Annotated in this window: 23 protein-coding genes; 18 read left to right on the plus strand and 5 right to left on the minus strand. The window is 36.8% G+C overall.

Annotation, left to right across the window (positions count from 1 at the left end):
• Positions 1–21 precede the first annotated feature (21 nt).
• The 5 genes from AC0L6O_RS13045 to AC0L6O_RS13065 are packed head-to-tail and all read left to right on the plus strand — an operon-like array spanning position 22 to position 5,117.
• Positions 22–615, plus strand: a complete 594-nt coding sequence (locus AC0L6O_RS13045; protein ID WP_473302927.1) for a WbqC family protein — start codon at positions 22–24, stop codon at positions 613–615.
• 58 nt (positions 616–673) lie between these two features.
• On the plus strand, positions 674–3,208 hold the full coding sequence (locus tag AC0L6O_RS13050; protein WP_473302928.1) for an ATP-dependent Clp protease ATP-binding subunit: 2,535 nt from the start codon (positions 674–676) through the stop codon (positions 3,206–3,208).
• 15 nt (positions 3,209–3,223) lie between these two features.
• Complete coding sequence (locus AC0L6O_RS13055) at positions 3,224–4,408, plus strand: lipoprotein N-acyltransferase Lnb domain-containing protein (RefSeq protein WP_473302929.1); 1,185 nt, start codon at positions 3,224–3,226, stop codon at positions 4,406–4,408.
• 17 nt (positions 4,409–4,425) lie between these two features.
• Positions 4,426–4,947, plus strand: a complete 522-nt coding sequence (locus tag AC0L6O_RS13060; protein ID WP_473302930.1) for a YfiT family bacillithiol transferase — start codon at positions 4,426–4,428, stop codon at positions 4,945–4,947.
• Complete coding sequence (locus AC0L6O_RS13065) at positions 4,938–5,117, plus strand: FeoB-associated Cys-rich membrane protein (protein ID WP_473302931.1); 180 nt, start codon at positions 4,938–4,940, stop codon at positions 5,115–5,117. Before AC0L6O_RS13060 ends, AC0L6O_RS13065 begins: the two co-directional genes overlap by 10 nt.
• On the opposite strand, the gene AC0L6O_RS13070 is transcribed toward AC0L6O_RS13065, so the two are convergent.
• The 4 genes from AC0L6O_RS13070 to AC0L6O_RS13085 form a co-directional block, all read right to left on the minus strand.
• Entirely contained in the window at positions 5,101–5,868 is a 768-nt protein-coding gene (locus AC0L6O_RS13070) for a queuosine precursor transporter (RefSeq protein WP_473302932.1), read from the minus strand. The genes AC0L6O_RS13065 and AC0L6O_RS13070 overlap by 17 nt on opposite strands.
• A gap of 8 nt (positions 5,869–5,876) precedes the next feature.
• Complete coding sequence (locus AC0L6O_RS13075; protein ID WP_473302933.1) at positions 5,877–6,233, minus strand: helix-turn-helix domain-containing protein; 357 nt, start codon at positions 6,231–6,233, stop codon at positions 5,877–5,879.
• A 1-nt stretch (position 6,234) separates the two neighbouring features.
• On the minus strand, positions 6,235–6,528 hold the full coding sequence (locus tag AC0L6O_RS13080; protein ID WP_473302934.1) for a type II toxin-antitoxin system HigB family toxin: 294 nt from the start codon (positions 6,526–6,528) through the stop codon (positions 6,235–6,237).
• An 87-nt stretch (positions 6,529–6,615) separates the two neighbouring features.
• Positions 6,616–7,266 carry an ABC transporter ATP-binding protein gene (locus AC0L6O_RS13085; RefSeq protein ID WP_473302935.1) on the minus strand — a complete coding sequence of 217 codons (651 nt, stop codon included), beginning with the start codon at positions 7,264–7,266 and terminating at the stop codon, positions 6,616–6,618.
• A gap of 121 nt (positions 7,267–7,387) precedes the next feature.
• Here AC0L6O_RS13085 and sucC point away from each other — a divergent pair, with 121 nt between their 5' ends.
• From sucC to AC0L6O_RS13100, 3 genes are read left to right on the plus strand one after another with little or no spacing between them, the layout of a single operon-like run.
• Entirely contained in the window at positions 7,388–8,599 is a 1,212-nt protein-coding gene (sucC, locus tag AC0L6O_RS13090) for an ADP-forming succinate--CoA ligase subunit beta (protein WP_473302936.1), read from the plus strand.
• A 55-nt stretch (positions 8,600–8,654) separates the two neighbouring features.
• The gene (locus tag AC0L6O_RS13095; protein WP_473302937.1) at positions 8,655–10,001 is read left to right on the plus strand and encodes a TIGR00341 family protein; all 1,347 of its coding nucleotides are present in this window, start codon (positions 8,655–8,657) and stop codon (positions 9,999–10,001) included.
• Entirely contained in the window at positions 9,998–10,843 is an 846-nt protein-coding gene (locus AC0L6O_RS13100) for a mechanosensitive ion channel family protein (protein WP_473302938.1), read from the plus strand. Before AC0L6O_RS13095 ends, AC0L6O_RS13100 begins: the two co-directional genes overlap by 4 nt.
• A 16-nt stretch (positions 10,844–10,859) precedes the next feature.
• Here the strand turns inward: AC0L6O_RS13100 and AC0L6O_RS13105 are convergent, their stop codons facing one another.
• Positions 10,860–11,693, minus strand: coding sequence for a M48 family metallopeptidase (locus AC0L6O_RS13105; RefSeq protein WP_473302939.1), 834 nt, complete (start codon positions 11,691–11,693; stop codon positions 10,860–10,862).
• A gap of 92 nt (positions 11,694–11,785) precedes the next feature.
• Here AC0L6O_RS13105 and AC0L6O_RS13110 point away from each other — a divergent pair, with 92 nt between their 5' ends.
• From AC0L6O_RS13110 to AC0L6O_RS13155, 10 genes are all read left to right on the plus strand, one after another.
• Complete coding sequence (locus tag AC0L6O_RS13110; RefSeq protein ID WP_473302940.1) at positions 11,786–12,394, plus strand: fumarylacetoacetate hydrolase family protein; 609 nt, start codon at positions 11,786–11,788, stop codon at positions 12,392–12,394.
• Positions 12,391–14,280, plus strand: coding sequence for a M23 family metallopeptidase (locus AC0L6O_RS13115; RefSeq protein WP_473302941.1), 1,890 nt, complete (start codon positions 12,391–12,393; stop codon positions 14,278–14,280). The genes AC0L6O_RS13110 and AC0L6O_RS13115 overlap by 4 nt, the downstream gene beginning before the upstream one ends.
• Positions 14,280–14,732 carry a thioredoxin-dependent thiol peroxidase gene (bcp, locus tag AC0L6O_RS13120; protein ID WP_473302942.1) on the plus strand — a complete coding sequence of 151 codons (453 nt, stop codon included), beginning with the start codon at positions 14,280–14,282 and terminating at the stop codon, positions 14,730–14,732. Before AC0L6O_RS13115 ends, bcp begins: the two co-directional genes overlap by 1 nt.
• Positions 14,733–14,823: 91 nt before the next feature.
• Positions 14,824–15,690, plus strand: coding sequence for a transketolase (locus AC0L6O_RS13125; RefSeq protein ID WP_473302944.1), 867 nt, complete (start codon positions 14,824–14,826; stop codon positions 15,688–15,690).
• Positions 15,691–15,704: 14 nt separating this feature from the next.
• Complete coding sequence (locus AC0L6O_RS13130; protein ID WP_473302945.1) at positions 15,705–16,661, plus strand: transketolase family protein; 957 nt, start codon at positions 15,705–15,707, stop codon at positions 16,659–16,661.
• A 57-nt stretch (positions 16,662–16,718) separates the two neighbouring features.
• A complete protein-coding gene (locus tag AC0L6O_RS13135) occupies positions 16,719–17,267 on the plus strand; it encodes an RNA polymerase sigma factor (protein WP_473302947.1) in 549 nt (182 codons plus the stop codon).
• A 30-nt stretch (positions 17,268–17,297) separates the two neighbouring features.
• A complete protein-coding gene (locus AC0L6O_RS13140; RefSeq protein WP_473302948.1) occupies positions 17,298–18,035 on the plus strand; it encodes a hypothetical protein in 738 nt (245 codons plus the stop codon).
• Between the two features lie 4 nt (positions 18,036–18,039).
• Positions 18,040–18,498, plus strand: coding sequence for a hypothetical protein (locus tag AC0L6O_RS13145; RefSeq protein WP_473302950.1), 459 nt, complete (start codon positions 18,040–18,042; stop codon positions 18,496–18,498).
• A 78-nt stretch (positions 18,499–18,576) separates the two neighbouring features.
• Positions 18,577–18,945 (plus strand): DUF1801 domain-containing protein, encoded by a 369-nt coding sequence (locus tag AC0L6O_RS13150; RefSeq protein WP_473302951.1) that lies wholly within the window; start codon positions 18,577–18,579, stop codon positions 18,943–18,945.
• Positions 18,946–18,981: 36 nt separating this feature from the next.
• Positions 18,982–19,758 carry a pseudouridylate synthase gene (locus AC0L6O_RS13155; RefSeq protein ID WP_473302952.1) on the plus strand — a complete coding sequence of 259 codons (777 nt, stop codon included), beginning with the start codon at positions 18,982–18,984 and terminating at the stop codon, positions 19,756–19,758.
• The last annotated feature ends 64 nt before the right edge of the window (positions 19,759–19,822 follow it).

The following is a 19,822-nucleotide window of genomic DNA, read 5'->3' on the forward strand; positions in this document are numbered from 1 at the left end:
AATCACACGTATCACTATTATATGTTTTTTACACCAAATTTTCTGCCATCCATTGCTTATTTCCAAAAAATCATGGAAACAGACAGCATAAACATTAATATGGAGGATGTTTATGTAAAACAAACGTATAGAAACAGAGCTCAAATCTTGGGAGCCAATAAAGTTGAAAACCTTATAATTCCAGTAAACGCTAGCTCCACAGTCACCCCTAGCAAAGATGTTCGCATAGAAAACAAATCACAATGGCAAAGAACCCAGTTGAGAACTATAGAGGCTGCCTACAAAAGTTCGGCCTTTTATCAGTTTTACGACTACTTGATGATACCACTTTTTGAAAAAGAGTATAATTTCTTAATTGATCTGCAAATCGACAGTTTGACATTTTGTCTGAAAGCACTTCAACTTAAAAAGACAATATGTCAGGCAACGCCAAATGCCGATAGTGACGTAATTGACATAAAATCAAAGGTTTTACCCGAAAAACACCATTTCGAACCTTATTTACAAAACTTTGGCAATGAGTTTGTACCTAACCTATCCATAATAGATTTATTGTTTTGCAAAGGCCCAGAAGCTTACCGTTACTTAACAAATCAAAGTTGGAGTGAACACTAAACATTCTATTTTCGTTATATTTGAAACTATCACAAACGTGTGAACTAAATAATAATAGATGGAACCCAAATTTTCGCAGAGAGTAAAAGAGGTAATTTCCTTGGCCAGAGAAGAGGCTTTACGTTTGGGTCATGATTACATTGGCACCGAGCATTTAATTTTAGGTATGATTCGCGAAGGCGACGGCATGGGACTAGAGTTAATAAGAAAGACCGGCATAAAAATTACTGACTTAAAGCAGAGCATTGAATCTGCTACACGTGGCACAGCCACTAATAATATTAAAAACCTTGCTAATATTCCTTTAACTAGGCAATCTGAGAAGGTCTTAAAAATTACGCACTTAGAAGCTAAAATTTTCCGTTCTGAGGTAATCGGAACTGAACATTTGCTTTTAGCTATTTTAAGAGATTCTGATAATTTGGGCTGTCAAATAGTTAATCGTTTCAAGGTTAATTACGAGCTTATCAAAGAAATGCTAGAGTACCAGTTAACTGGAGAAAACCCTAGTATGGAAAATGCCGACACTGACGATGAAGAGGGAAGATTATTCTCTAGTCCTGGTGGAAAGGGTACAGGCTCAAGAGATTCCAAAACTGAAAAATCAAAAACACCTATTTTAGATAATTTCGGAAGAGATTTGACTAAAATGGCTGAGGCTGGTAAACTTGATCAGATTATAGGAAGGCAAAAAGAAATTGAAAGAGTTGCTCAAATTCTTTCAAGAAGAAAGAAGAACAATCCAATTCTAATTGGTGAGCCAGGTGTGGGTAAAACTGCCATTGCCGAAGGTTTAGCTTTAAGAATAGTAGAAAAGAAAGTCTCTAGAGTACTTTATGGCAAACGTGTGGTAACACTTGATTTGGCATCTTTAGTAGCTGGAACTAAATATAGAGGGCAGTTTGAAGAGCGAATGAAAGCTGTAATGGCCGAAATCGAAAAATCTCCAGATGTCATTCTTTTCATTGATGAAATTCACACCATTGTAGGTGCTGGTGGAGCAAGTGGCTCTTTAGATGCTTCCAATATGTTTAAACCTGCTCTTGCAAGAGGTGAGGTACAATGTATTGGTGCCACCACATTAGATGAATATCGTCAGTACATTGAAAAAGATGGTGCATTAGCTAGAAGGTTCCAAATGGTTATGGTAGACCCTACTTCGGTAGAAGAAACTGTAGAGATTTTGAACAACATCAAAGACAAATACGAAGAGCATCATCACGTAAACTATTCTGATGAAGCTATTGAAGCTGCGGTTAAATATTCTGATAGATACATTTCTGATAGATTTTTACCAGACAAAGCTATTGACGTCATTGACGAAGTAGGTGCTAGAGTTCATATCAATAACATTCACGTTCCTCAAGAAATCATTGATTTAGAAGAGTCTGTCGAGAATATTAAGGTAGAAAAAAATGCGGTGGTCAAAAGCCAACGTTATGAAGAAGCAGCTCAGCTACGTGATAAAGAGAAAAAACTGATAGACCAACTAGACAGAGTAAAACTAGCTTGGGAAGAAGAAAGCAAAGAAAAGAGACACCTAGTTACAGAAGATAATGTAGGTGAAGTAATAGCTCAAATGACTGGAATTCCAATTAACAAAGTTAATATGAATGAAGGTGAGCGAATGCTCAAAATGGGCGATTCTCTTAAAAATAGAATCATAGGTCAGGATAATGCAGTTGCCAAATTGGTAAAAGCTATTCAAAGAACCAGAGTTGGTTTAAAAGACCCTAAAAAACCTATTGGCTCCTTTATTTTCTTAGGACCTACAGGTGTTGGAAAAACAGAATTAGCCAAAGCTCTTACGGAATATCTTTTTGACAAAGACGAAGCTCTTATCAGAATTGATATGAGTGAGTACATGGAGAAATTTAGTATCTCAAGACTCGTGGGAGCCCCTCCAGGCTATGTAGGTTATGAAGAAGGTGGTCAACTTACTGAAAAAGTACGTAGAAAGCCTTATTCAGTGATTCTTTTGGATGAGATTGAAAAAGCTCACCCTGATGTTTTCAATATCTTGTTACAAGTATTGGACGATGGTGTTCTTACCGATAGTCTTGGAAGAAAAGTTGATTTCAGAAACGCTATCATCATCATGACATCAAATATTGGTGTACGTGACTTGAAAGACTTTGGTGCTGGAATTGGTTTTGCAACGCAAGCGAGAAAAGACAATCAGGATGAGGCAGTTAAGAGTACTATTCAAAATGCTCTTAGAAAAACATTCTCTCCTGAATTCTTAAACAGGTTAGACGATGTGATTATCTTCAACTCGCTTGAAAAAGAGTCTATTCATCAGATTATTGATATTCTTCTGAAAAAACTATTCGTTAGAATTAACGGTTTAGGTTATGAAATTGAGGTAAGTACAGAAGCCAAAGATTTTGTAGCAGATAAGGGATATGATAAACAATATGGTGCTAGACCTTTAAACAGGGCTATTCAGAAATATGTGGAAGACCCAATGGCAGAAGAGATACTAAAAGGTGGTCTAAAAGAAGGTGACGTTATTTTAGTAGATTATGTCAAAGATGCAGAAGAGTTGACATTTTCTAAAAAGAAAAGGAAAGCTGCTGTAGAGTCTAAATAATGGTTGACTATTCGAATGAATAAAAATATAGTATTACTAATTTTAAGTCTGTTACTCTTTTCGGGTAACAGACTTTTTTGTCAGACACTATCAGAAAACAGTGAAGTGTCATTATTGACCATTGCTCCTGGGCATGAGCTTTTCTCTTTTGCTGGTCATACAGCTATCAGAGTGAAAGACACGCAAGCAGGTATTGACATCAACTTTAATTACGGCGTTTTTGATTTTAGAACGGAAGGTTTTTATCTCAAGTTCTTAAAAGGAACACTTCCTTATCAAATTGGGGCATACAAGTTCAGTCAAGAAGTACCATATTGGTTCCAAGAAAACCGAACGGTAACCGAACAGGTTTTAAATCTTAGCTTGGTTCAGAAACAGCGAGTTTTTGATTTTTTGATGAACAACTATCAACCTGAAAATCGGGAATATCGCTATAAGTTTTTCTACGACAATTGTTCTACTCGTGTAAGGGATGTTTTAGAAGAAGCCTGTGGAGATAGCCTAAGCTTTAGTCAAACTTTAAACGCAGACAAAAGCTTTAGAGAATGGTTGGATATTTACAACCGAAAAAGTAATAATGACTGGACCGAGTTTGGAATGAACTTAGCCCTTGGATTGCCATCTGATGAACTTACTGGGGCTAATAGAGCCATGTTTATCCCTGATAATTTAATGGCAGCTTTTGACTCTGCAAAAGTTGTTAAAAACGGTGTAGTTCAAAGTTTAGTATTAAGGAAGTCAGATTTGAATAATGCTAGCATAGACCACGAACCTTTACCAATTAAGCCATTTATACTGTTCTGCATTCTTTTCTTGATTCTGGCATATTTTACATTTTTAGAATATCAAAAGAAAAAATGGTTTATAATTATTGACAAAATACTATTCAGTATAACAGGACTATTGGGCTATTTTCTTCTTGTACTATGGTTTTTAACAGACCATGGTGTAATGAACGAGAACCTAAACTTGCTTTGGGCATTCCCGCCAGTTTTTCCTTTTGTATTATTCTTAAATAGAAAAGTAGGTACCCAAAAAGGGCTACAAGGACTTTTCATGGTACAAGCTGGTCTAGCTATGATTTGTATTCTGGGCTCTTCTTTTTTACCTCAGGGCTTTCATCCTGCGGTTTTCCCTATTGCAGGAATGATTCTTTTAAGGTCATTCTTAATATGGAAAAGAAAGAACTCTTCAAATTAAATAATCGTTATTAGGTTATGGAAAATCTACAATACCCAATCGGAAAGTTCAAGGTCAAAAAAGACTATACTGAGCAGGAGACTGCAGAGTTTTTAAAAACGCTAAAGGCATTTCCTGAAGAATTGCAGAAAGTAGTTGATGGTATTACAGATGAACAACTAGCTACACCATATAGGCCCGGAGGATGGACAGCATTACAAGTTATTCATCACATTGCAGATAGTCATATGAATATGCTGACTCGTCTAAAATGGACTTTGACCGAAGATTCTCCAAGAATTAAAGCATATTACGAAGACAGATGGGCTAATCTTGTTGATTATTCCTTGCCATATCAAACTTCAATTGATATGCTAAGAGCTATTCATGCCAAAGTAGTAGCAATATTAGAGAACCTGGACAAAGAAACACTTAACAGAAGCTATGTACACCCAGAAACCGAATATAGCTTTACTTTAGAAAGCGTGATGGCTCTTTATGCTTGGCATGGTGCTCATCATATTGCTCACATTAAAATTTGTAAAGGAGAATGGTCATAATAGAAAACATAATCATAATCGCCTTGGCTGGATTAGCCATAGGCTTCCTTATAAAAATGGTCTACAAACAGTTTTCGTCTGAAGGCGGTGGTTGTAGTTCATGTTCAGGAGGATGCTCTGTCAACAATAATCCTGTCGTCTTTCCTGAAATAGTTAATCAGCAGAAGTAGCGGCGTCAATTAGTTCATCGGAATCTTCTTTTCCTAGCCATCTGTCAATCAGAAAATGTGCGAGGTAAATAAGTGGTGTAAGAGCAATAGCTATAAAGAATTTAAAGATATAGTTATTGGTAGACACTTGACCTACCTGCTCTAAAGACCAATTTCCAAAAACGTAAAAGGCTATAAAAATCACTACAAAGGAATCAATAAGCTGTGATACCACAGTAGAACCCGTAGCTCTCAGCCAAATAAACTTATTCTTTGTCAGTTTTCTCAACCTATGAAAAACGAAGGCATCTAATATTTGTCCTATCAAAAAGGCGGACAAACTACCTAGGATGATGCCCAATCCCTGACGGAATATCATTTTAAAACCTTCATTGATGTTTATTGCCTGACCGTTAGAGTCGGTCGCGTTTACATCTAACCAAAAAGCTGCAGGTTCGACGTAAACGGCTAGGTAAATCACTAAAAAGCTAAAAGTAATTAGTGCTGCCGTAAGGTAAGAAATGAACTTCACCCCTTTCTTACCGAAATACTCATTGATTACATCAGAAACTATAAAGACAATAGGCCAATTCAAAGTGCCGGCTGTCAAAGCAAAACTCATATCAAAACCCAAAAACGAAATACCCGAACCATCAAAACCTAATGTTTGGTCTAGGCTAAATATTTTGGCACCAATAATCTCCGCCGTAATGGCATTGGTCAAAAAGATACCACAAAGTACAATGTAGAGTTTTTGTTTTTTAGAGCCCATTTATAATCTTAATAGTCTTGAATTAACACTTCGGTTGGAATATTCAGTGTAGAACTTAACTTTCTAATCATTTGTAAAGTCAATTTTCTCTTTTTGTTCAAAACTTCGCTTACTCTACTAGTAAACCCAACCGCCGCTGCCAAGTCTTTTTGCTTCATGCCCATTTGTTCCATCCGGAACTTTATAGCTTCTACTGGGTCGGGCATATCAATAGGAAAATTGACGTTTTCATACTGGTCAATGAGTATAGATAATATTTCCAACTCGTCACCTTTCTCCGTGCCTTTCTTAGCATCAAAGATTACATCAATCCTTTCCAAAGCATTTTGATAATCTTGTTCGTTTCTTATCGGTGTTATGTTCATATTAAATAATATTAGCGTCTATTTTATCATATTCAGCGTGAGTTCCAATGAATCTAATTAAACATAATTGATAATCGAAATTAAATTTTACTATAAGACGATAATTATTTCCTTTAATATTGAAGACAATTCGATTATCCTTTAGGATACTTGCACTCGGATACTCCCGTTTCAATTCATTTAGGTTTTGCCAACTAGTCTTTTCGATTTCTCTAAACCATGATTTTAACTGTTGTTCACAGTCTGAGTGTTTTTCCCAAAAATCTCTTAAAGTTCTTCTAGCAATTATCCTCACGCCTAAACATTATATACAAATATAGAAAAAGTTACCAATATGGTAACTTTTTCTATCACTTTTGTACAAATTCCCTTTCGATTTAACCTAAACCACCCTCCCATCTTTTAGCGTAATAACCCTATCTGCCATTTCGGCTAGTTCTTTATTATGAGTCACTATCACAAAAGCACAATTAAACTTCTCTCTAATATCAAGAAGCAAATTATGTAAATCAAGAGCATTTTGGGTATCGAGATTCCCTGTTGGTTCGTCGGCAAAAATGATTTTAGGTGAATTTATTAAAGCTCTCGCTACCGCCACTCGCTGCTGCTCTCCGCCTGATAGTTCCGAAGGTAAGTGTTCTTCTCTATCTTTTAAGCCTAACGTAGTTAGAAGTTCTATGGCTCTTTCCTTCACCTCAGTCTCACTTCGCTTGCCTATCCAACCTGGCAAACAAACATTTTCAAAGGCCGTTAACTCCGCCATGAGGTTATGAAACTGAAAAACAAAACCTAGTTGTTCATTTCTTAGCTTCACTATTTGTTTTTCAGACAAAGAACTCACCTCCATATTATCCAAATAAATCTTCCCAGAATCCGATGAATCTAAAGTGCCTAGAATTTGAAGCAAGGTAGTTTTACCTGCCCCAGAAGGTCCTACTATGGCTACTATTTCCCCCGAACCAATGGATAGGTCAATCCCCTTTAAAACTTCTAGTTCGCCATATTTCTTATATACACCTTCTGCTTTGAGCATCAATTTATTTCGTTTTAATAAACAATATTATCAGTTTTTAGCTTTTTATCTTATGAATGAAACGAATATTTACCTAATTTGCCCAAAAATTAGAAAAGTTCAATTCTCTTAATCTCAAATAATGAACATTCACGAATACCAAGGTAAGGAAATTTTAGCGAAATACGGGGTAAGAATTCAGCGAGGAATCGTTGCAGAATCACCTGAAAGTGCAGTTACTGCTTATAAGGAAATTGCAAAAATGACAGACTCGAAGTTTGCTGTTATTAAGTCTCAAATTCATGCTGGTGGAAGAGGAAAAGGCCAGATAGTGGGAATGGAGCAACATGGTGTACAGCTAGTTAAATCAGCTGAAGACACTAAAACTGCAGCTTCTAACCTTTTAAGAAATGTATTGGTTACGCACCAAACAGGTCCTGAAGGTAAAGTAGTAAACAAGGTATTAATAGCCGAAGATGTTTATTATCCAGGAGATAGTGAGCCTAAAGAATTTTATGTCTCTATCCTTTTAGATAGAACTAAAGGCTGTAACGTAATCATGTGCTCTACCGAAGGTGGAATGGACATTGAAGAAGTTGCTGAAAACACGCCTGAATTAATTTTCAAAGAGTGGATTGACCCAAGAGTAGGTCTTCAAGGTTTCCAAGCTAGAAAAGTAGCTAACAAACTTGGTCTTACTGGTGCAGCTAATAAAGAAATGGTGAAGTTTATCTTCTCTCTTTATAAAGCGTACGAAGCTTCAGACTCTGCAATGTTTGAAATTAACCCAGTTTTAAAAACATCAGATGATAAAATTTTAGCGGTTGATGCTAAAGTTGATTTAGATGATAACGCTTTATACCGTCATCCTGAATTATTGGCTCTTAGAGATAAGGCTGAGGAAGACCCAATGGAAGTAGAAGCTTCTGAAAGTGACCTTAACTATGTAAAACTTGACGGAAACGTAGGTTGTATGGTTAATGGTGCTGGATTGGCCATGGCTACTATGGATATCATTAAGTTATACGGTGGTGAGCCTGCTAACTTCTTAGATGTTGGAGGTTCTGCAAATGCCGTTACTGTAGAAGCTGGTTTCAGAATCATCTTAAAAGATCCTAACGTAAAAGCAATTTTCGTTAATATCTTTGGTGGAATTGTAAGATGCGACAGAGTAGCAACAGGTATTGTAGAAGCATATAAGTCAATTGGCGAAATACCAGTTCCTATTGTAGTAAGATTGCAAGGAACCAACGCTGAAGAAGGTGCTGCAATTATCAATGAATCAGGCTTAAAAGTATTTTCTGCGGTTAAATTGAAAGAAGCGGCCGAATTGATACAAAAAGTTTTAAAATAAGAAGAATTACTTCTAATATTGGCTCCGTGAATTAACCCTTCACGGAGCTTTTTTTATGATACAGATTTGGAATGAGATAAAAGGACTGACCAAAAGGTTTCTTGACTTAGAGTCAGACCGGGCTTCCTATAATGAAATTATTGAGCGAATAGAGGCTGGAGTAGAATTTAGAGGTACTAACCTATGGATTTTAATATTCGCCATCTTGGTTGCTTCGGTTGGTTTAAATATGAACTCCACTGCCGTTGTCATTGGAGCCATGCTTATATCTCCTTTGATGGGACCAATTATTGGTTTAGGATTAGGGGTTGGTATTTATGATTTTCAATTAATCAAAAAGTCGTTCCGAAGTTTGGCGGCAGCCGTTATAATTTCTGTTTTGGCTTCTGCTCTTTATTTTGCCCTATCTCCTTTAAGTGATGCACAGTCAGAATTACTTTCTAGAACTACCCCAACTGTTTGGGATGTGCTAATTAGTTTCTTTGGTGGTCTTGCCGGAATCGTGGCTTTTACTAGAAAAGATAAGAGTAATGCCATACCAGGTGTGGCCATTGCTACAGCATTGATGCCACCACTTTGTACTGCTGGTTATGCCATTGCCACGCTTAACCTCACCTACTTCTTGGGGGCCTTTTACCTGTTTTTTATAAACAGTGTGTTCATCAGTATTTCCAGTATGATAATTATTCGGTTCTTGAAAATACCGAGTAAGAAATGGGTTGATGAAAAACAGCAAAAGAAAATGCGTTCGTATGTTTTCCTTGTAGCTATTGTGACTATTGTTCCAAGTGTTTTCATGGCTGTAGATATTGTGAAACGAAGCATATTCGCCAGAAATGCAAACCTTTTCATTGAAAACGAATTCGATTACCCAGACACTAACGTCATTGAACATGACGTAACTCCAAAAGACAGTAAGATTGAAGTTTTCCTTTTTGGCTCACCAATAGACGCTCTAGAAATAAAGCGATTAGAGTCTGAACTTGCCGACTATAACTTAGCCGATGCTCAGTTAATTATTAGACAAAATCAGCAAAACCTTGATTTACCAGATGCTGAAAGTATGCGTACTGGGATTATTGAAGACCTTTACAGGAGAAATGAAGATTTGGTCAAAAACAAAGACGAAAAAATTGGTTTGCTTGAAAAAGAACTCTCAGCTTACAAGAGTAATCAACTAATTCAAGCTGATGTTTGTAAAGAATTAGAAGTACAGTATCCTCAAATAGATGCCAGTGCTTTTAATACTATGCTAATCCATCATAAAGATGCAGCCGTAGATACAGTAACCATGGTTTACATTAATGCCGTCAAACCTATTAGAAATAGCGATTTAAAGAAAATGAAAGAATGGCTTAAGATTAGATTAAAGACTGAAAAAATTAACATCGTTCAAAATTGAATAGTATAAAAGACATTCTAGATTTTAGGTTTTTCGAATACAAAGACTATCACTTTGATGTGGCTCACCTAATTATTGTAGCCCTTATAGTGTTGGTTACAAGACTTATCATTTTTGGTTTCAGAACTATTCTTACCAGAATGGTAAAAAGTGAAACCCTAGATGCTAGAAATAGTCAAAGTTTTCAATTGCTCTTTAAGTATTTTGTCTGGATTATAGCCATTGTCCTTATTTTAGAAACGCTTGGTGTTAAAGTAACGATTCTTTTAGCTGGTTCGGCAGCTTTACTAGTTGGTTTGGGTTTAGGCCTTCAGCAAATATTCTCTGATATAGTCTCTGGTATTTTTCTTCTGGTAGAAGGGAGTGTCAAACTTGGAGACATAATGGAAGTGGATGGCGGTTTGATAGGAAAAGTCACCAAAATCAATTTAAGAACCAGTGAAATTCAAACTAGAGAAGGGATAATCATCATTGTGCCTAATCATAAGTTTATAGTTGAAAATGTGGTCAACTGGAGCCATAATGCCACATTGACAAGGTTCTCGGTAACTGTAGGTGTAGCCTATGGAAGTGATCCAGAGCTAGTGAAAAGAATTCTTTTAGAATGTGTGGAAGAAAACAAAGATGTTACCCATAATAAAATGAACAAGTCGGTGGTTAGGCTTACTAACTTTGGCGACAGCTCCCTTGACTTTCAGGTATTATTCTGGAGCAGAAATGGCTTCTTGATTGAGAATACAAAGTCTGATTTAAGATTTAGCATAGTCCATAAATTCAAAGAGAATGGCATTGAAATACCATTCCCTCAGAGAGACCTTCATGTTAAAAGTGGAAAACTGTAAGCCTTAGCTTCAATCCTTATTTTCCACCGTAAGCGTAATAATACTTCATCGCCTTCGGCAATAAAGCTTCTAAGTCGGCTATTCTTTGAGCATCAGCTGGGTGCGTTGAAAGTAATTGAGGTGGCTTCTGAGAGCCTTCTCCTGCTTTTGCCATTCTTTTCCAAAATGCTACAGCTTCCGCAGGATTATATCCTGCCATAGCCATAAATATCAAACCTAACTGGTCTGATTCTGATTCTTGTTTTCTACTATTTGGTAAAACACCTCCTAGCTGAGTTCCTATTCCAAGAACCTGACCAGCAGTATTCATTATTTGCTCATTTTGAGTAATAACACCTGCCGCTATTGCACCAGCCTGCGTTAAACCTTGAGCTACCATAGCTCTACTCATTCGCTCCCTACCATGTTCTGCTATAGCGTGGGCTATCTCATGCCCCATTACCACAGCTATACCATCTTCTGACTGGCAGATAGGTAAAATACCTGTATAAAAACAAACCTTACCACCTGGCATACACCATGCATTAACTTGTTCGTTTTCAACAGTGATAAACTCCCATTTATAACCATCAATAACAGCACTATAGTTGTTTTGAATTAAATAATCTTCTACTGCAGTTTTTATTCTTGCTCCTACCCTAGCCACTTTTGCAGCATCAGCCTTTCTTAATGGTACCACATTTGAGCTGTCTTTAAAACCATCATACTGTGCAAAACTTAGCTCCATCATTTGACCTGAAGAAACCATTCCTACAAACTGCTTTCTATTAGTAAGGGGCACTCTTTGGCAAGACATTGCAATAAATCCAACTGCAAAAACTGCTAAAAGTAAGTTTTTTGTTTTTTTCATAATTGGTCCTAGTTCTTTCCTTTAAAATAAGGGGTTTGTTATATGTGTATTTGGTAAATTTGTAAAAAAGATACGAAAGAAAACGAAAAAGGATGAAAATTATCTGTGTTGGAAGAAATTATGTTGATCACATTGAAGAATTAAAAAATGACTTCCCTACGGCTCCAGTCATATTTTCAAAACCTGACTCTGCTATTTTACGAAAAAACGATGCTTTTTATTATCCAACATTCTCTAATTCTATTCATCACGAGGTTGAGGTAGTTTTGAAGGTTTGTAAATTGGGTAAAAATATTCAAGAAAAATTTGCTCATAAATACTATGAGGAAATTGCTCTAGGTATAGATTTTACTGCTCGTGATTTGCAATCTGAACTTAAAGGTAAAGGCTTACCTTGGGATTTGGCAAAGGGTTTTAATGGCTCTGCTCCCATTTCAAAATTTGTGTCAAAAGAAAGTTATGACATGAACAATCTTAACTTCAATCTTGAAGTTAATGGAGATAATAGACAAATAGGAAATACATCTAAAATGATTTATTCGTTTGACTATATCATAAGCTTCATATCCCAATATTTTACCTTAAAAATTGGTGATTTAATTTTCACTGGTACACCAGCAGGTGTAGCAGAAGTGAAAGTTGGAGATAATTTAAAGGGCTATATGGAAGATAAACTCATGTTTGATTTTGACGTAAAATGATTTTTAATGGCTTCTCTATAATCTATTACTTTTTCCTGCTCTTTAGCTTTCCTTCACCAGAAACTGAAGTAGTGGTAGAAAAAGCAGACCCTTACACCAAAGGCTACTTTATGTTTCCTTTAAGCCCTGGCGTGCAAACATCACTTTCCGGCTCTTTTGGAGATTTGAGGGTAAATCACTTTCATGCTGGCTTAGATATTAGAACTGGCGGCGTAGAAGGTAAAAACATTTATGCTGCTGCGGAAGGTTATGTTTCAAGAATCCGTGTCATGAATGGCGGTTACGGAAATGCACTTTACATAACACACCCAAATGGACTCACTACCGTTTACGGCCATTTAAAAGAGTATGCGGGTAGCATCAAAAAGAGAATAGTAGCCGAACAATACGCCCAAGAGACTTTTGTCTTAGATATATACTTTGAACCTACCGACTTACCCGTCAAAAAAGGTGAATTAGTAGCTTTTTCTGGAAACACAGGAGGAAGTGGTGGTCCTCACCTTCATTTTGAAATTAGAGACGAGGAAGAAAACACTTTAGACCCTGCACTTTTCGGATTCAAAGAAATTAAGGATAATGTTCCGCCAAAAGTTGAATTCATTAGCCTAAAATGTCTTTCAGCAGATGCTAGAATCAATGGTGAGTTTGGCACGTTTGATTATCCGGTAACCAGAACTAGTTCTGGTCAATATACTGTTAACAGAAACATTGACGTTTGGGGAGATATTGGCGTAGAGCTTTATGCCTACGACAAAGCCGAAACAAGCCCTTTTAGATTAGGACTTAAGTACATTGAAGTAAAAAATGACAATGTGTCGGAATATAAGTTTGAGCTTGGAAAGCTCGCCTTTCATAACAAAATAGACATGAATTTGCACACCAACTACGAGCGAATGGTGGAGCAAAACAAAAAACTGCATAAAGGTTATTTTGAGGAAGGAAATGAAATGGATTTCTATAGCTATAATGCTAAAAAAGGACTTTTGGACTTAAGGGATAGTAAAAAGCATAGAATTGAAATAAAACTGAAGGACACTTTTGAAAACACCAGTTTTGTACACTTCTCGCTTAACAGCAATGCCAACCAAGATAAAAGCATTAACTCTGAACTTAGAGGTGGCGAAACCAGAAAAGTGGACATAAGAGGGCCTTTCATGAAGATTATTAGAAAGAAATCCGACAAGAGCTTCTACTTGGTGGATGGAAATTTTTCTAAAGAAATTGAGCCAAGCTATGAAAATACTTCAGAACAGGTTTTTGTCATAAATTTGAAAGAGAACTATTTCTCTAGCTTTATGGATGGGCAGGAAGTTGTTCCATCACCGGTGAGAGAAGAAGTTTCAAAACGATTTAATACGGTGTTTAGCAATTCATTCGAAATTGACTTTAAAAAGGTGCTCTACCATCCTATTTATTTGAATTTAGAGGATGCCAATTCTGAATTAAGATTAGATAAAGATGTGCACCCTCTTAGAGGAAGGTTTGATGTTAAATGGAAAAGACCGGATAAAGAAGAGGCTAAAAACAAGGTTTATCTTATAGGAGGCCGAAGAAACAGATATGTGGGAGGTAACTGGAAGAATGGTGTTGTCACTTTTCATCCTAAAGAACTAGGAACATATGGGATTTTAAGAGACGAAACCGCTCCAAGCATTACTCCCAGAACATTAAATGCCTCAAAACTTTCTTTTACCATTCGTGATGGTTTATCGGGTATCAAATCTTTTGAATGCCACGTAGATGGAAAATGGGTGCTCTTAGAATACGAATACAAGAATGGCTTGCTTTGGTCGGAAAAACTAAATAATGAACCTTTTAAAGGGGAAGTAGTTTTAAAAGTAACAGACAATTGTGACAACGAGAAAATATATAAAACGACAATATAATGACATTAAAAATTGGAGATTCAGCTCCGGACTTTGAAACTATTGACCAAAACAGTAAAACGGTAAGGCTTTCTGATTACAAAGGTCAAAAAGTGGTCATCTATTTCTATCCAAAAGATAATACACCCACCTGCACTGTCCAATCTTGTAACATCAGAGATAACTATCAGGCTTTTTTAGATGCTGGCATAAAAGTATTTGGAATTAGCATTAGTGGTCATAAAGCTCATCAAAATTTCATCAAAAAATTCGACCTTCCATTTGACCTATTATTAGACACAGAGCATGAAATCATTGACTCATATGGGGTCTGGCAAGAAAAAAAGACATTTGGTAAAACCTATATGGGCATAGTGAGAACCACTTTTGTCATCAATGAAGATGGTATCATTGACAATATTATTTCTGACGTCAAGGCCAAAGACCATACTAGTCAGATATTAAACCAATAAGTGTCAATTAGACATTTATTAAGTTTTCTCTTTCATTTCTTCCATATTTCTCTATTTTTGTGAAGTTTTTCAATTCAAATAATACTTTTTAATGCAAATCAAAGAACTTCAGGACATAGCTTCTCAGGTGAGAAGGGACATTGTACGAATGGTACATGGCTGTGCTTCTGGTCACCCAGGCGGTTCCCTAGGCTGTACAGATTTGTTGGTAGCTTTATACTTCCAACAAATGAAAATTAATAATCGAAAAGGTAAAGGCGGTTTCTTGTCTTTTAAAATGGACGGTATAGGCGAAGATTTATTCTTCCTTTCTAACGGTCACATTTCACCACTCTTTTACTCTGTGCTTTCTAGAAGAGGTTATTTTGATGCTGCAGAAATGGCAACATTCAGAAAATTGGATACTAGACTTCAAGGTCACCCTACTACTCATGAAGGTCTTCCTGGTATCAGAGTTGCATCTGGTTCATTAGGACAAGGAATGTCTGTAGCTATTGGTACTGCTCTTGCTAAGAAATTAAATGGCGACGACAGAAATGTTTTCGTATTAATGGGCGACGGTGAGCAGCAAGAAGGTCAGGTATGGGAAGCAGCTCAGTTTGCACCACACCATAAAGTAGATAACCTTATTGCTATCATAGACCTTAATGGTCAGCAGATAGATGGTTCTACGGAAGAAGTTATGGCTAACCGTGATTTGAAAGCCAAATACAAAGCTTTTGGATGGAGAGTGATGGAAATAGCTGACGGAAATGATATGGAGCAAGTAGTTAAAGGACTACGTAAGGCCAAAAGAATTTCTGGTAAAGGACAGCCAATCATGATTTTGATGACCACCGAAATGGGTGCTGGCGTAGACTTTATGATGGGTAGTCATAAGTGGCACGGAATTGCTCCTAACGACGAGCAATTAGCAGCTGCATTGGCTCAATTACCTGAAACTATTGGAGATTACTAAAACCAGAACATATCATGAAGAAATATACATTCACAGAAAAACAAGATACACGTTCGGGTTTTGGAGATGGCATGACCGAACTAGGAAGAACCAACCCTAAAGTAGTGACACTATGTGCTGATTTAGTGGGTTCTTTAAAAACAGCCACATTTATTAAAGAAAATCCAGAGCGTTTTTTCCAAACAGGTATTGCTGAGGCAAACATGATGGGAATAGCAGCTGGTTTGACTATCGGAGGATTCATTCCTTACCCTACCACATTTGCCAACTTTGGTTCTGGTAGAGTTTATGACCAAATCAGACAGTCAATAGCATATTCTGACAAAAACGTTAAAATAGCAGTTTCTCACGCAGGTCTTACTTTAGGAGAAGATGGTGCTACGCATCAAATTCTTGAAGACATTGCTATGATGAGAGCTATGCCAAACATGACCGTTATTAATCCTTGTGATTATAACCAAACTAAGGCTGCTACTATAGCTTTAGCAGACCATGTAGGCCCAGCTTACTTACGTTTCGGTCGTCCGAAAGTGCCTATTTTCACTGACCCAAATCAGAAATTTGAGATTGGTAAGGCATGGATGGTAAACGAAGGAACAGATGTCAGCATTTTTGCAACAGGTCACTTAGTATGGGAAGCCATACAAGCGGGTGAGGCTTTGGCAGAAAAAGGCATAAGTGCAGAAATTATCAATATTCATACTATTAAGCCTTTAGATACAGAAGCTATTCTTAAGTCTGTAAGAAAAACTAAGTGTGTAGTAACTTGCGAAGAGCACCAAGCAAATGGTGGTTTAGGAGATGCTGTGGCACAGGTTTTATCTCAGAACTTTATAGCTCCTCAAGAGTACATTGCAGTTAATGATTCTTTTGGTGAGTCTGGCAAGCCAGAGCAATTGATGGCCAAATATGGTTTATCAGCTGAAAACATCACTGAGAAAGCTCTAAAGGTAATCGGTAGAAAAAACTAAGAATTTATTCCTAATTTTAAGGGTTTCCTGATACATATATCGGGAAACCCTTTTTTTATGACAATAGAAGAAACAATAAAAGAGCTTCTCCTTAGTAAGGAGTCGCATCCTGAAGCTTTTAAGCTTATCGTAAAAGAGTACAAGGAACGCTTGTATTTTCTTATTCGTAAAATAGTCATTGACCATGACGATGCGGATGATGTGCTTCAAGAAGCATTTATCAAAATCTGGAAAAACCTTGAGAAATTTAGAGGAGACGCCAGTTTGTACACTTGGCTTTATAGAATTGGAACCAATGAGGCTCTAACCTTCCTAAGAAGAAGAAAAGATGCCAGAAATATTTCTGTAGACGAAAATCCTGAGCTTATGAACTTGCTAGAATCGGGGAGTTCAACCTTCCATATTTCTGGTGATGATATTCAAATGGCTCTTCAAAAAGCCGTGCTTCAATTACCTGAAAAACAGCGTATAGTGTTTAACCTTAAGTACTTTGAACACATGACTTACGAGGAAATAGCCGAAGTGACAGACACTACCGTAGGTGGGCTAAAAGCCAATTACCATGCGGCTAAAAAGAAAATTGAAGATATTTTAGGCAAGCGTTAAACCTTTGTGTCGAATTGACATCTAATGAACGTGGAAGATAAAAAACAAAATAACGGCAACAGAAAAGAATCCTTCGATGACTACTTCAAGTCTTTGGAAGAAAGCATACTGTCTAAAGCTTTAGGAGATGCATTTCATTTGCCTCTTGATGTGAAGCACCCATTTGTGGCACCTGAAGGTTATTTTGAGGCATTAGAAGCTACAGTTGTAGCGAATACGGTGAATAACACTTCATATCTATTAGAAGCTAACGTCACTCATCCATTCACTACACCTGAAGGATATTTTGACACTTTAGAACAAAAGGTACTTAGTGCTACTACAGAACATTTTTCTCTGCAGGAAAACATAGCTCATCCGTTTGTAGCACCAGTTGGCTATTTTGACCAGATTGAGGAGCAAATTTATAGTAAGACCACTGATAAAAGCACTGAATCAAATTCGCCATTCAAAACCATTTGGAGGAATTATGGGAATATTATAAGAGTAGCTGCTACCCTTGTTATAGTTGGCTTTTTAGGGCTTAGTATTTATAATAATAAAGAGGCTACTTCCAGCAGCGAAGAGTTAACTCTAGCTGAACTTAATACGGAAAGCATTTACGCTTACTTACAGGAGGAAAATCTAAGCTTGGATGATTTCAACACATTAGATGATAATGCTTTTGAAAATACCGCATTTGACCTGACTAACACAACGGATACAGAAGAATTATCTGAAGAAGAACTTTTACAACTAATTGACTTTCAATTTACTGATGAAATTTAAACCTATGAGAACCAAACTTTTACTTAGCACTTTCTTATTATTTCTCTCGGTTTTAAGCTTCGCTCAAAAGCCATCCGGACGTTCAGGGGGCAATATGGAAAGGATTAAAGCCATGAAAGTGGGTTTGATAACAGAAAAACTACAACTGACCGAGGAGCAAGCCAAGACATTCTGGCCAACTTATAATAAGTTTGAAGGTGAAAAAAGACAATTAAGCCGAACGCTGAGAGAGAAAATGAAACTCAATGCTGGACGTGAGTTAACAGAAAAAGAAGAGATTAAAAGGCAAGATGAGGTTTTTGCTCTTAAAGCAAAAGAGGTTGATTTAGCTAAGAAATATCGTCCTGAATTTTTACAATCGATTTCGGCCAAACAATATTCTGATTTAGTACTAGCAGAAAGAGAGTTTAATCAAATGCTACTTAGAGAGCTTCATGAAAGACGAAGAGAAAGAAACAACTAAGTTTATACTACTTATTAAGCTTAAATTTCAAATTCAATTTTGATAAATTGGTAGCACCTTATCAAAAACGCTCTTTAAATGAATGAAGAATACAATCAATACTATCTGACTAAATCGGAGCCAAATAAAAGCTGCCTTTTAACGCTCCGAGATATTATTCTTCTACAAGACTCAGACGTAACAGAAACCAGAAAGTATGGCATGCCATGCTTCTGTTATAAGAAAAAGATGTTCTGCTACCTCTGGACAGATAAAAAAACGGAAGAACCTTATATTCTTTTTGTAGAGGGCAAACATTTAGAACATCCTAACTTAGAAGCTGGTAAAAGAGCTCGTATGAAGACTTTTACTGTGAATCCATCAGAGGATTTACCTATAGATACCATAGAGCTCTTACTAAACCAAGCTCTAAATTTGTATAGAAATGGAATCATAGCCCTGAAATAAATCCTGTTTACCTTCAATCCAACCTAGAATAAGCATTTGACTGACCCATTTTTCACTCCATTTGATTCTAAAGATACTATTGGCGACTTGCCAAAACGCTTTACTTATCCTTTTGATTACGAAGTAAGTCCTATAAGTTTATTAGCTGTCAAACAGCTTCAAAAGCATCTCATAGAGCAAAAAGATTGGGTACATAATTTTGGACTAGTTCCTGATATGGAAGGAACCATCATTGGTAAAATGTTTGGTGTATTGGTGGTTAAAACGCAGGACGACAAAATTGGATACCTGGCTGCTTTTTCCGGTAAACTAGCTGGAGGAAATATTCACCCCAAATTTGTTCCACCCGTTTATGATGCATTGGTAGAAGGTAGTTTCCTTAACGTAGGAATGCAGGAACTTACTAGAATGGGTGATAACATCAAAAAGCTTCAAAACACCGCCTCAGCCACAGAAATTACTGCCCTTAAAGAAGCCAGAAAAAAACATTCGCAAGCACTTCAAGAAAAGCTCTTTGACCAATATGTCTTTTTAAACAAACATGGCGAGGAGAAAAGCATTAGAGAGATTTTCAAAAACAACCTGAATGGAAATCCACCTGCGGGTGCAGGAGAATGTGCTACGCCAAAACTTCTACAATATGCCTTTCAAAACAAAATGCAACCCATAGCCATGGCTGAATTTTGGTGGGGGCTATCGCCCAAATCTGACCAATGGAAACACAAACAATTTTATCCTGCTTGCGATGAAAAATGCAGGCCTATTTTGGGGCACATGTTAGATGGAATATTGGTGGAAGATGCACCGAGATAACCTTCCAAATTCATCCACTCTCAAATTTAAGAGATGAATCGTCAATACTTGTATTTTGAAAACT

It is taken from the genome of Arcticibacterium sp. GJ41-1, from assembly GCF_055808875.1.